Raw genomic sequence first — 12120 nt, 5'->3', positions numbered from 1 at the left:
CCGCGGCCGCGCGCGGGCGCGGGCGTGCGGGGCGGGGCCCCGCGCCGCGGCCGGCGTCCCCCCCCCCCCCGCCCGGTTGATCAAGATGGTCCTGCTCCTCCAGAACCGCCCGTCGATGACGGGGGCCGAGCTCGCCGCCGAGCTGGAGGTGTCGGAGCGGACCGTGACGCGTGATGCCCTCGCCCTCTCGGAGGCGGGGGTTCCCGTGTATGCGGACCGGGGCAGGAGCGGCGGGTACCGGCTGGTCGGCGGGTACCGCACGCGGCTGACCGGGCTCGCCCGGGACGAGGCGGAGGCGCTGTTCCTCTCCGGACTGCCGGGCGCGCTGCGGGACATGGGCCTGCAGGACGCGGCCTCGGCGGCCCGGCTGAAGGTGTCGGCGGCGCTGCTGCCGTCGCTGGCGGACGCGCCGGGTTCGGCGGCCCGCCGGTTCCATCTGGACGCGCCGGGCTGGTACCAGGAGCCGGAGACGCCGGAGTTGCTGCCCGCGGTGGCGGAGGCGGTCTGGGACGACCGCCGGATGTCGGCGCGCTACCGGCGGGGCGACGGCACGGAGGTCGAGCGGGAGCTCGATCCGTACGGGCTCGTCCTGAAGGCGGGCGTCTGGTACGTGTGCGCCCGCGCGGGGAGCGCGTTCCGCACCTACCGGGTGGACCGGTTCACGGCGGTGGCGGTGGGCGAGGAGCGGTTCGACCGCGATCCGGGGTTCGCGCTGGACGTCTTCTGGTCGGAGCGCGCGGCGGAGTTCGCGCGCTCGCTGCTGCGGGACGAGGTGGTGCTGCGGCTGACGGAGGCGGGGGCGCGGCGGCTGCCGTACGTGACGGACCGGGCGGCGGCGGAGGAGGCGCTGGCGGGTGCCGTGCGGGACGGCGACGGGCGGGTGACGGCGACGCTCCGGGTGGAGAACGAGGAGGTCGCCTTCGGGCAGCTCTTCGGGCTCGGCCCGGCGGCGGAGGTGGTGTCCCCCGCCTCGCTGCGCGAGCGGTTCGCCGAGGCCGCGCGGGCGGCGGCCGCGCGTTACCGGTAGTCCTCGACCCGGGTGTCGGGGTCGGTCTCCTTGGCCAGGATGAAGCCCCAGGAGTCGGGCCGGGAGCCGTCCTCGTCGGTGAGGCCGTACTCCCGGGCGAGCCGGCCGCTGTCGAGCGACTGTCCGTTCCAACGGGCGCGGTCGGGGTCGGCGGCGAGGGCGGCGACGCCCCGGCCGACGTAGACCGGGGACTCGGAGACGGCGAAGTCGGGGAGCTGCTTCGTCGCGTCGCGCCAGTTCTCCTCGGTGACGCCGAAGTGGGCGAGCATCTGCTCGGAGCGGAGCCAGCCGGGGCTGACGGAGACGGCGGTGCCGCCGGAGTCGGCGAGTTCCTTCGCGAGGCCGAAGGCCATCCGGATGGGCGCGTTCTTGGCGAGGTCGTAGAAGAGGTTCTCGCGGTAGTGGGTGCCGTTGTAGGCCCCGGTGCCGTCGGTGACCTCGACGACGAGGCCGCCGGGGTGGCGGTTGAGCAGCGGCAGCGCGGTGTGCGAGGTGACGAGGTGGGTCCGCACGCCGAGTTCGAGCATCCGCAGGCCGCCGGCGAGGTCGATGTCCCAGGTCTTCTTGCCGAAGGAGTCGACGAGGAGGTGCTCGCCGCCCCAGACGTCGTTGACGAGGACGTCGAGCCGGCCGCGTTCGCGGTCGATCCGGTCGACGAGGGCGCGGACCTGTGCGGGGTCGAGGTGGTCGGTGGGGACGGCGACGCCCTCGCCGCCGGCGGCGGTCACCAGCTCGGCGGTCTCCTCGATGGTCTCGGTGGCCCGGCCGACCTCGCTGAGCTTCTCGCGGGTGGTGCGGCCGGTGACGTAGACGGTGGCGCCGGCGGTTCCGAGCTGGACGGCGATGGCGCGTCCGGCGCCCCGGGTGGCCCCGGCGACCAGGCAGATCCGTCCGTGCAGCGGCTTCGTTTCGTTGGTCATGGTGTTCAGGCTGTCAGCAATACCCGACATCTTCTGTCCGGATGGATTCCGGACTTTCCGGGTGCGTCGCGGACCCGGAGACAGGATGCTGGTGCCGTGATGGACGAGACCGAGTTCTGGGAGATCATCGACGCCACCCGCGAGGACGCCGAGGGCGATCCCGAGGAGCAGGCGGATCTGCTCGTGGAGCGGCTGACCCGGCTGGATCCGGACACGGTGCTCGACTACGCGCGCCATTTCGAGGCCCGGTTCAACCGTGCGTACCACTGGGACGTGTGGGGTGCGGCGGCGGTGCTGCTGGACGGCGCCGGGGCGGGCGAGGAGGGTTTCGACGCCTTCCGCTGCTGGCTGATCGGCCAGGGCCGGGAGGTGTACGAGGGCGGGGTCGCCGATCCGGACGGGCTGGCGGAGCTGCTCGACGCCTTCGATCCGGAGCTGGACGGGGACGGCGAGGAGATCGGTTTCGCGGCGGACGAGGCGTACGAGACGCTGACCGGGACGGAGACGCCGGACCTGGGGATCGCGATGCCGGACGGGGAGCCGGAGGGCGTGCCGCTGGACCTGGCGGACGAGGACGCCCTGGCGGCCCGGCTGCCCCGGCTGTGGGAGCGGTTCAGGCCCTGACCACGGGGCAGGGCCCGAACCGGGGGGCGGCGCTCAGAAGTGGGTGCCGCCGTCGACGCGGACCTCGGTGCCGGTGATGAAGCGGCCGTCCTCGGAGGCGAGCATCGCGACGACGCCGGCGACGGTCTCGGGGCCGGCGAAGCCCTGGCCGAGGGCGGGGGCGAGCTTCATGAAGAGCGCCATGTCGGCGTCGGCGGGGAGGCCGGGGCCCACGGACTGCCTGCTGGCGCCGGAGCCGTCGGTCATGCCGGAGGAGATGGAGCCGGGCTGGACGGCGGTGAAGCGGATGCCCTGCTTGGCGTACTCGGCGGCGAGGGCGTGGGTCATGGACTGGATGCCGCCCTTGCTGGCCGCGTAGGCCGCCATGTAGGGGTGGGCGAACATCGCGGAGGTGGAGGAGAAGTTCACGACGGCGGCGCCGTCGCCCTCCAGGAGCGCCGGGATCGCCTCGCGGATCATGAGGAAGGTGCCGGTCAGGTTGATCCGGATCACCTGCTCGAAGGCGTCGAGGCCGGTCTCGTGGGTGTGCGAGGAGCGGAGCACACCGGCCGCGTTGACCAGCACGTCGAGGCCGCCGAGGGTGGCGACGGCGGTGGCGACGCCGGCCCGTACGGACTCCTCGTCGGCGACGTCCACCAGGACGGTGCTCAGCCGGTCGGCGGCGTCCCCGGCCTTGGCGACGGTGTCCTTCAGGCCGTCCTCGCTGATGTCGGCCGCGACGACGCGGCCGCCCTCGGCGAGCATGCGCAGGACGGTGGCCTGGCCGATGCCGGAGCCGCCGCCGGTGACGAGCGCGCGGCGTCCTTCGTAACGGGTGAGCTGGTTCATGGCGGCGACCTCCCGGTGTCGGGCTTCTCGGAATCGCTGCCACCGTACGCCTAGGTGGCACGTTTTGCCACATGTGCACTTCGCGCACTTCTGTGAGCCGGAGGCGTACCCTCGTACGGTGACCAAGCGACCCGAGCCGGCCCCCGCGACGCCCTCCCTGACCCAGCGCCGCAAGGCCGCCACCCAGCTGGACATCGCCCGCGCGGCGGCCGAGCTCTTCACCGAGCACGGGCCGGACGGCACCACCGCCGAGTCGATCGCCCTCCGGTCCGGGGTCGCGCTGCGCACCTTCTACCGCTACTTCCGCTCCAAGCAGGACGCCGTCGCCCCGCTCCTCGCGGGCGGCGCCGACCGCTGGCGGGAGTCGCTCGCCGCCACCGGCCCCGGCACCCCGCTGCCGGCCGCCTTGGAGGGCTCGATCGCCGCCTCCCTGACCCCGGCGGACGAGGAGGCGGCGGAGGGGCTGCGCTGGACCCGGGGCCTGCTGCGCGCCTCCGCCGAGGACCCGGCGCTGCGGGCGGTCTGGTACCGGGTCAACCAGGAGTCGGAGGAGCGACTGCGGGAGGTCCTGGGGGAGCTGGCCGGACCGGCGGCCGACCCGCTGGAGGTGCGGCTCGCCGCGGCGGCGGCCACCGACGCGATCCGCATCGCCCTGGAGAGCTGGGCGGAGTCCGACGCCCCCGTCGACGGCCCCGGCTCCCCCGCCGCCCTCGCCCTGCGCTGCCTGCGCGAACTGATGGGCGGGGTGCGGCTGTGGAACCAGGCCTCGGACAGGGCCTAGCGGAGTGACCGGCCCATCAGGACGTCGTCGACCGGCGCGCCGTCGATGACGAACTCGCCCGGCAGGACGCCCTCCACCGCGAAGCCCTCGGCCTCGTAGAGGGCGCGGGCGGGGACGTTGTGCCCGAGGACCCGCAGGGTGATCCGGGTGGCGCCGTCGGCCCGGGCCTTCGCCAGGGCGGCCCGCAGCAGGGCCCGGCCCACCCCCTGGCCCCGCGCCTCGCCGGCGACGGCGAGGCCCTGGACCTGGCGGACGTGGGCGTTGGAGTCGAGCGGGGTCGGCCGGGCCACCCGCACGTAGCCGAGGAGGACGCCGGACCGCTCGGCGACGAGGTAGTCCGCGGGCCGGTGGCGCTCGTCGAAGAAGGGCGGGTACGGCTCCGAGGGCGGGGGCAGCACGGCGTGCAGCGGCGACCAGGTGGCCCGGTCCACGGCGCCCAGCGGCTCGGCGTCGCCCGGCTGGGCGGCTCGGATCACGAAGGTCTCCGGCGCGGTCATGACGGCCACTCTGCCACGCCGGGGGCCCACCGGGCAGGATGGGCGCATGCAGCCTTCCGCCCTCCGCAAGCGCGTCGCCGTCACCGGGGCCTCCGGTCTCATCGGCGCCGCCCTCGTCCGCTCCCTGCGCGCCGACGGCCACGACGTCCTCCGGCTCGTCCGCCGGCCCGCCAGGACCGCCGACGAGGTCGAGTGGGACCCGAAGCGGCTGTACGTGGACTCCGCCGGGCTCGTCGGCGTCGACGCGGTCGTGCACCTGGCGGGCGCCGGCGTCGGCGAGCGCCGGTGGACCGAGGCGTACAAGAAGGAGATCCGGGACAGCCGGGTGCTCGGCACCACCGCGATCGCGCGGGCGCTCGCCGGGCTCGCCGAGCCGCCGGAGACGCTGGTCTGCGGCACGGCCCTCGGCTGGTACGGGGACACCGGCAGCCGCGCGGTGGACGAGAGCGCCCCGGCCGGCACCGGCTTCCTGCCCTCGGTGTGCGTGGAGTGGGAGGCGGCCGCGGCCCCCGCCGAGGAGGCCGGGATCCGGGTGACGTACGCCCGCACCGGACTGGTGGTGGCCCGTCAGGGCGGCGCCTGGGGGCGGCTCTTCCCCGTCTTCCGGGCCGGGCTCGGCGGGCGGATGGGCGACGGCGGCCAGTACTGGTCCTTCATCTCGCTCCACGACGAGGTCGCCGCGCTGCGGCACCTGATGGACACTCCGTCGCTCTCCGGGCCGGTGAACCTGACCGCGCCCGAGCCGGTCACCAACCGCGAGGTGACCGCGGCGATGGGCCGGGTGCTGCGCCGCCCGACGCCCTTCCCGGTCCCCGCGCCCGCGCTGCGGCTCGTCCTCGGCGACTTCGCGGCGGACGTCCTCGGCAGCCAGCGGGTGGTGCCGGGGCGGCTGCTCTCCTCCGGCTTCACCTTCGCCTTCCCCACCATCGACGAGTCGATCCGGGCCGCCGCGGCCCGCTGAACCGCCCCCACCCGCGGGGGTCCTGCGCTCCCTGCGCTCCCCCGTGCTCCGGCAAGCCCGCCGCGCGCGGGCCCCGTGCCGTGGGAGCGCTGCCTACCCTCGGTGCCCACCAGTCGACATGGATCGCGAACTCGGGCATTCCGGGGGCCCGTTGGGGGCATAGGCCACCAACAGGCGGCGCAGACCTGGGGAGGGGCACGTGCTCAGTACCGCACGCAGCGCACAGCTGGCACGACAGACACAGCACACGGACGAGGTCGACGTGGTCGTCGTCGGCGCCGGGATCGCCGGGCTCACGGCGGCCCGGCGGCTGACCGGGGCGGGGCTCTCGGTCGCCGTCCTGGAGGCCGAGCCGTTCGTCGGCGGCCGGCACGCCACCGGCGGGACCGACGGCTTCCGGCTCGACCGGGTGGGGCGGCTGCTCACCCTCTCGCCGGAGGAGCTGCGGGCCCTCCCGGGCCTCGACGGCGTGGTGTCGCGCCCGTTCGCGCCCGGGGTGCTGATCCACTCCGACGGGCGGTACGCCCGCTGGGGCGCCCCGCACCCGCGGAACCGCAGGGGCGCGTTCACCGTGGCGCGCGCCCTCGCGAGCGCCCCCCGGCACCCGGCGGCCTCGCTGGACCAGGCGCGGCTCGGCGCCTCGCTGGTGCGGCTGGCGGCGACGCCGACGCAGCGGCTGCTCGCCCGGCCGGAGCGGACCGCGCGGGAGGCGCTGTCGGGCCGGCTGCCGGCCAGGACGGTGCAGACGGTGCTCCGGCCGCTGCTCGCGGCCCTGCTCGCCGACCCGGACCTGGCGGCGTCGAGCCGGCGGGCCGATCTGGCGCTGCGGGCCTTCGCCCGCGGCCGGGTGTCGGTGCCGGAGGGCGGGGCGGCGGTGCTGCCGGACCGCCTCGCGGCGCTGCTGCCGCCGGGCACGGTGCGGACCGGCGTCCGGGTCACCGAGGTGTCCGCGGCCCGGGTCGGCACGGCCGAGCACGGCACGGTCGGCTGCCGCGCGGTGGTCCTCGCGACCGGGGCGCGGACGGCGGCCGAGCTGCTGCCGGGCCTGCGGGTGCCCGCGTACCACCCGGTGACGGTGCTGCACCACACGGCGCCGGTGGCGCCCACGGCGGATCCGACGCTGCTCCTGGAGTCGGACCCGGGCGGGCCGGTGGCGCACACGGCGGTGATGAGCGCGGTGGACCCGACGCGGGCGCCGGCGGGCCGGCCGCTGATCACCTCGACGGTGCTCGGGACGCCGCCGGACGACACCGAGCGGCGGGTCCGCAAGCACCTGGCGGCGCTGTACGGCACCTCGACGGACGAGTGGGAGCTGCTGGCCCTGCACCACACCCGGGACGCGGTGCTCGCCACTCCCCCGGCGCACGACCCGTGCCGTTCGGTGCGGCTGCTCGCGGGCCTGTACGTGTGCGGCGACCACCGCGGGGCGGGCACCCTGCGCTCCACCCTGGCCACCGGGGACCGCGCCGCCGGCGCCGTCCTCGCCGACCTGGGGCTGCGCCCGCCGGTCCTGGAGGAGGCGGAGGAGGAGGCCGCCTAGCCGGGGTCAGCCGAGGGCGGCCACCCGGTCGCGGTAGGTGCGGACGGGCGGGGCGTCCCGGTACGGCTCCAGGCGGCGCTCGAAGTCGCGGACGTACTCGATCGCGCGGGCCGAGCGCATCTCGGCTGCCTGCTGGGCGGCCTCGGCGCCCAGCGCGCACGCCTGGTCCAGCTCGCCGAGGGCGAGCCGGGCGGTGGCGAGGACGACCCGGCAGAAGAGCCGGCTGCGGGCGTAGCCGGGGGCGCGGAGCTGGAGGGCCCGTTCGGCGTGCTGGGCGGCGGGGCGGTACTGCTGGAGGTCGCGGTGGCAGTGGCCCAGCTCGTCGGCGAGCTGGGCCTCGTCGAAGGCGCGGGCCCAGGAGGGCACCTCGTCGCCGGGCCGGGCGGCCTCCAGGGCCCGCTCGGCGCGGACCAGGGAGGCGCTGCACGCGCGGGCCTCGGAGAGGACGGCGTGGCCGCGGGCCTCGACGGCGTGCAGCATCGCCTGGACGACGGGGGGCGCTGCGGAGCCGACGCCCTGCTGGGCGACCCGGGCGAGCTGCACGGCCTCCCGCCCGTGGCCGAGGTAGACGGCCTGGCAGCTCATGGTGAGGAGCACGTAGGAGCCGTAGGCCCGGTCGCCGGCGGCCTGGGCGAGGCGCAGCGCCTGCACGAAGTAGCGCTGGGCGAGGCCGTGGGCGGCGATGTCGTACGAGGTCCAGCCGGCGAGCCGGGTGAGGTCGGCGGCGGCGGCGAAGAGGCGCCTCCCGGTGGCCTCGCCGTAGGTGCCGCGGAGCATGGGCTCGGCCTCGTGCTCCAGGTAGCGGACGAGGGCCTGGCGGGCGTGGCCGCCGCCGTAGGCGTGGTCGAGGGTGCGGAAGAGGTCGCCGACGGAGCGGAGGGCGGCGATGTCGCCGCCGGTGACGCGCTGGCCGGGGCCGCGTTCCGTGCCGCGCTGGCGGGGGACGGAGAAGCGGCTCTGCGGGGGCACCCGGGGGTCGGTGCCGATCGCGCGGACCGGCCCGCCGCCGGTCCCGCCGGGGCGGACCACCGGCACGGGGGCGGCGGGCTCGCCACGGGCGACCCGGTCGTCGGCGCGGCCGATCAGCCAGTCGCGGCTGGGCACGACGAGCCCGGCCGGGGTGAAGGCGATCTTGCGGAGTTCGGCGTGGCTGCCGGAGTCCTTGCGCCAGAGCCCGCTGACGATGTCCACGGCCTCCTCGGGGGTGGCGGCGAACTCCAGGCCGGCGTAGACCGGCGCGCAGGCGTCGAGGCCGAGGTCCTGGGCGGAGAGCCGGCGGCCGAGGCGGCGGGTGAAGACCTCGGCGATGAGGGCGGGCGTGGTGCCGCGCGGCTGCTGCCCGCGCAGCCACCGGGTCACGGAGGTCTTGTCGTACCGCAGGTCGAGCCCGTGTTCCAGGCCCAGCTGGTCCACCCTTCTGGCGAGCCCCGCGTTGGAGAACCCGGCTTCGGCGATGAGCGCGGCGAGCTGGCGGTTCGGGACGCGCTGCGGTGGTCGTTCCGTCATCGGCTGTGCGGTCTCCTGCCTTCGGGCGCAGGTGGCAGCCCGTTTCGACCCTCATGGAACGGCGTGAATGTAGCGGTCATCCCGGCCCGTACCGCCAGCTTCGCCCCACATTCATCCGATCGTGTGAGGAACGGGAACCCCCGTTGTCGCTCCGGGCTGACCGGAGCCCGCCCCCGCCGGGCACCCCCGCCCCGCCTCCACCTGCCCGAAGGGTTCGCGCCGCGCCGCCGTACAGTGGCAGGGGCGCGTAAGACGCAGGGTGCCGGGCCGGCTCCCGCCCCGGGACGATCCCCGGAACCCGGCCGCGGGCACCCAGGAGGAGGCATGGCCGTGAGTGAGCTGCAATTCGTCCGCCTGGGCTTCGGCGAGGACGCCGTCGAGTACCAGGCGGCCTGGGACAAGCAGCGCGAGGTGCACGCCGCGCGGTTCGCCGACGAGACCGGCGACACCTGTCTGCTCCTGGAGCACCCGCCCGTCTACACGGCCGGCCGCCGCACGGCGGAGAGCGAGCGCCCGCTCGACGGCACCCCGGTCGTCGACGTGGACCGCGGCGGCAAGATCACCTGGCACGGCCCCGGCCAGCTGGTCGGCTACCCGATCCTCAAGCTGCCCCGCCCGGTGGACGTCGTCGCGCACGTGCGCCGCCTGGAGGAGGCGCTGATCCGCACCGCCGCCGAGTTCGGCGTGGCGACCACCCGGGTCGAGGGCCGCAGCGGCGTCTGGGTGCTGGGCGACCCGGTGGAGCAGCGGCCGTCGCTGGGCGGGCTCTCGCTGGACTTCGACCCGCGGCTGACGGACGAGGAGTTCGACCCGCGCCTGAACGGCCCCGAGTACGCCCCGTCCAACGCCGGCCAGCGCCGCGAGGACCGGAAGCTCGCCGCCATCGGCATCCGGGTCGCCAAGGGCGTCACCATGCACGGCTTCGCGCTCAACGTGAACCCGGACAACGCCTGGTTCGACCGCATCATCCCGTGCGGCATCCGCGACGCGGGCGTCACCTCGCTCGCCAACGAGCTGGGCCGCGACCTCACCATCGAGGAGGTCCTGCCGGTGGCGGAGAAGCACCTGCGGGAGGTCCTGGAGAACGCGGAGCTCAGACCGCGGGAGATCGAGCGGCCGGTGGAGACGGCGTCCGCCTGAGGAATGCCGGGCTCTGGCCAAGGGTTGGCCAGACGTAGCAAGGCATGGAAGCAACGGGCGTACCCTGGTGTGCGCCGAAGAATCGAAGCTACAGGAGCCGATGTGTCCGCAGTCGCCCCCGACGGACGCAAGATGCTGCGCCTGGAGGTCCGGAACGCCCAGACCCCCATCGAGCGCAAGCCCGAGTGGATCAAGACCCGCGCGAAGATGGGTCCGGAGTACACGAAGATGCAGAGCCTCGTGAAGAGCGAGGGCCTGCACACGGTCTGCCAGGAGGCGGGCTGCCCCAACATCTTCGAGTGCTGGGAGGACCGCGAGGCGACCTTCCTCATCGGCGGTGACCAGTGCACCCGGCGCTGCGACTTCTGCCAGATCGACACCGGCAAGCCGGAGGCCCTCGACCGCGACGAGCCGCGCCGCGTGGGCGAGTCCGTCGTCACGATGGACCTGAACTACGCCACCATCACCGGCGTCGCCCGCGACGACCTGGAGGACGGCGGCGCCTGGCTGTACGCCGAGACCGTGCGCCAGATCCACCAGCAGACCGCGGAGCGCGCCGCCGGCCGCACCAAGGTCGAGCTGCTCGCCCCCGACTTCAACGCGGTGCCGGAGCTCCTCAAGGAGGTCTTCGACTCCCGCCCCGAGGTCTTCGCGCACAACGTCGAGACGGTCCCGCGGATCTTCAAGCGGATCCGCCCCGGCTTCCGCTACGAGCGCTCGCTGGACGTCATCACCCGGGCCCGCGACTACGGTCTGGTCACGAAGTCCAACCTGATCCTCGGCATGGGCGAGACCCGCGAGGAGGTCAGCGAGGCGCTGAAGCAGCTGCACGACGCCGGCTGCGAGCTCATCACCATCACCCAGTACCTGCGCCCCTCCGTCCGGCACCACCCCGTCGAGCGCTGGGTGAAGCCGCAGGAGTTCGTGGAGCTGAAGGAGGAGGCCGACGCGATCGGCTTCTCCGGCGTGATGTCGGGCCCGCTGGTCCGCTCCTCCTACCGGGCCGGCCGCCTGTACCAGCAGGCCATCGAGAAGCGCGGCGCGGCCGTGGAGGCCACCCAGGCGGTGTGAATCGCGGCACAGGTGGTTACCGACAGGTAATACGCCTCGGAGAGCGGCCCGTACGGCCCCGCAGTTCAGCGGGGCGGTACGGGCCGCTCCGCCGTCCGGGGGTCCCGCATCAGCGTTTCATCAGGGTTTGACCGTCGGGTCATGCCCTGGTAACACCGTTCTGTGAGCATGGTTCCACGCACCGCCACCATCCGCTCGCCCCCCACCTCGTCTCACCCGCTCCCGAGAGAGGACCCCTCATGCCGGCCGCGTCGACGCACGTCCGCGTCAGTGCCCTCCCGTCCGTCACCGGTGCCCTCCGGGCCGTCGAGGCCCTGGTCCTCGGCGCCGGACAGCGCACCGCCCGGCGCAACGCCTGGACCTCCGTCCTGGAGGACCGCCGCCGCGCCAAGGACCGCATCGAGGCCCAGCACGTCCTGGAGGCCGCGTCTGGCCGGACGTCGCGGGCCACGTAGACTTCAAGGCATGGCGAGGAAGGCAAACACGGGCGGCGCTGACGCCGCGAACCCCGGGCGACTGAAGCAGATCGCCCTCACGTACAAGATGACCCGGAAGGCCGACCCCAAGGTCGGGCTCGTCGTGGCCGGCGTGGGCATCGTCGTACTCGGTGTCCTCCTCGGTATCGGCTTCCTGATCGGACACCCGGTCTACCTGGGCATCCTGGGCTTCGTCCTGGCGCTGCTGGCGATGGCGATCGTCTTCGGACGGCGCGCCGAGCGGGCGGCCTTCGGGCAGATGGAGGGACAGCCGGGCGCCGCCGCGGCGGTGCTGCAGAACATCGGGCGCGGCTGGACCGTGACCCCCGCGGTCGCGATGAACCGCAGCCAGGACGTGGTGCACCGGGCGGTCGGCCGCCAGGGCATCGTCCTGGTCGGCGAGGGCAACCCGAACCGGCTGAAGCCCCTCCTCGCGGCCGAGAAGAAGAAGATGGCCCGCATCCTGGTCGACGTGCCGGTGACGGACATCGTCGTCGGCAACGACGAGGAGCAGGGCCAGGTCCCGCTCAAGAAGGTCCGCACCAAGATGCTGAAGCTGCCCCGGCTGCTCAGCGGTCCCCAGGTGACGGCCGCCAACGACCGGCTGCGGGCGATGGGCGACCTCATGAGCAACATGCCGCTGCCGAAGGGCCCGATGCCCAAGGGCATGAAGATGCCGCGCGGCGGAAAGATGCGCTGACGCGCACGAAGCACCGGAAAAGGCGGTGCCCCGGACCTCTCGGAGGTCC

General features: G+C 74.9%; 13 protein-coding genes. 9 read left to right on the top strand and 4 right to left on the bottom strand.

The window, feature by feature from the left end:
• Window positions 1-85: 85 nt before the first annotated feature.
• The gene (locus ACFW1I_RS22230; protein ID WP_384672665.1) at window positions 86-1027 is read left to right on the top strand and encodes a helix-turn-helix transcriptional regulator; all 942 of its coding nucleotides are present in this window, start codon (window positions 86-88) and stop codon (window positions 1025-1027) included.
• Here ACFW1I_RS22230 and ACFW1I_RS22225 read toward each other — a convergent pair.
• Window positions 1018-1947: an SDR family oxidoreductase gene (locus ACFW1I_RS22225; protein WP_384672612.1), complete on the bottom strand. Its 930-nt coding sequence runs from the start codon at window positions 1945-1947 to the stop codon at window positions 1018-1020. The two genes, ACFW1I_RS22230 and ACFW1I_RS22225, sit on opposite strands and share 10 nt — an antisense overlap.
• Before the next feature lie 99 nt (window positions 1948-2046).
• On the opposite strand from ACFW1I_RS22225, the gene ACFW1I_RS22220 reads away from it, so the two are divergent.
• Window positions 2047-2571: a DUF4240 domain-containing protein gene (locus ACFW1I_RS22220; protein WP_384672663.1), complete on the top strand. Its 525-nt coding sequence runs from the start codon at window positions 2047-2049 to the stop codon at window positions 2569-2571.
• A gap of 33 nt (window positions 2572-2604) precedes the next feature.
• Here ACFW1I_RS22220 and ACFW1I_RS22215 read toward each other — a convergent pair whose 3' ends face one another.
• Entirely contained in the window at window positions 2605-3399 is a 795-nt protein-coding gene (locus ACFW1I_RS22215) for an SDR family NAD(P)-dependent oxidoreductase (RefSeq protein ID WP_384672609.1), read from the bottom strand.
• Window positions 3400-3517: 118 nt separating this feature from the next.
• On the opposite strand from ACFW1I_RS22215, the gene ACFW1I_RS22210 reads away from it, so the two are divergent.
• Entirely contained in the window at window positions 3518-4180 is a 663-nt protein-coding gene (locus ACFW1I_RS22210; protein WP_384672606.1) for a TetR/AcrR family transcriptional regulator, read from the top strand.
• On the opposite strand, the gene ACFW1I_RS22205 is transcribed toward ACFW1I_RS22210, so the two are convergent.
• Window positions 4177-4677, bottom strand: coding sequence for a GNAT family N-acetyltransferase (locus tag ACFW1I_RS22205; protein ID WP_384672604.1), 501 nt, complete (start codon window positions 4675-4677; stop codon window positions 4177-4179). The genes ACFW1I_RS22210 and ACFW1I_RS22205 overlap by 4 nt on opposite strands.
• Window positions 4678-4723: 46 nt before the next feature.
• Here ACFW1I_RS22205 and ACFW1I_RS22200 point away from each other — a divergent pair, with 46 nt between their 5' ends.
• The gene (locus ACFW1I_RS22200) at window positions 4724-5638 is read left to right on the top strand and encodes a TIGR01777 family oxidoreductase (protein ID WP_384672602.1); all 915 of its coding nucleotides are present in this window, start codon (window positions 4724-4726) and stop codon (window positions 5636-5638) included.
• A 199-nt stretch (window positions 5639-5837) separates the two neighbouring features.
• Complete coding sequence (locus ACFW1I_RS22195) at window positions 5838-7178, top strand: NAD(P)/FAD-dependent oxidoreductase (RefSeq protein WP_384672599.1); 1341 nt, start codon at window positions 5838-5840, stop codon at window positions 7176-7178.
• A gap of 6 nt (window positions 7179-7184) precedes the next feature.
• Here ACFW1I_RS22195 and ACFW1I_RS22190 read toward each other — a convergent pair whose 3' ends face one another.
• The gene (locus tag ACFW1I_RS22190; protein ID WP_384672598.1) at window positions 7185-8684 is read right to left on the bottom strand and encodes a regulator; all 1500 of its coding nucleotides are present in this window, start codon (window positions 8682-8684) and stop codon (window positions 7185-7187) included.
• Window positions 8685-9014: 330 nt separating this feature from the next.
• Here ACFW1I_RS22190 and lipB point away from each other — a divergent pair, with 330 nt between their 5' ends.
• The 4 genes from lipB (at window position 9015) to ACFW1I_RS22170 (ending at window position 12071) form a co-directional block, all read left to right on the top strand.
• Window positions 9015-9824 carry a lipoyl(octanoyl) transferase LipB gene (gene lipB / locus ACFW1I_RS22185; RefSeq protein WP_384672596.1) on the top strand — a complete coding sequence of 270 codons (810 nt, stop codon included), beginning with the start codon at window positions 9015-9017 and terminating at the stop codon, window positions 9822-9824.
• A gap of 102 nt (window positions 9825-9926) precedes the next feature.
• Window positions 9927-10895 (top strand): lipoyl synthase, encoded by a 969-nt coding sequence (gene lipA / locus ACFW1I_RS22180; protein WP_384672594.1) that lies wholly within the window; start codon window positions 9927-9929, stop codon window positions 10893-10895.
• 239 nt (window positions 10896-11134) lie between these two features.
• A complete protein-coding gene (locus ACFW1I_RS22175; RefSeq protein ID WP_384672592.1) occupies window positions 11135-11350 on the top strand; it encodes a hypothetical protein in 216 nt (71 codons plus the stop codon).
• Window positions 11351-11360: 10 nt separating this feature from the next.
• Window positions 11361-12071 (top strand): DUF4191 domain-containing protein, encoded by a 711-nt coding sequence (locus ACFW1I_RS22170; protein ID WP_030496770.1) that lies wholly within the window; start codon window positions 11361-11363, stop codon window positions 12069-12071.
• Window positions 12072-12120 lie beyond the last annotated feature (49 nt).

Source organism: Streptomyces sp. NPDC058955 (assembly GCF_042741435.1).
Classification (GTDB): domain Bacteria; phylum Actinomycetota; class Actinomycetes; order Streptomycetales; family Streptomycetaceae; genus Streptomyces.
The sequence above is the reverse complement of the archived record's forward strand: the minus strand, read 5'-3'. Positions and strand labels throughout refer to the sequence as shown.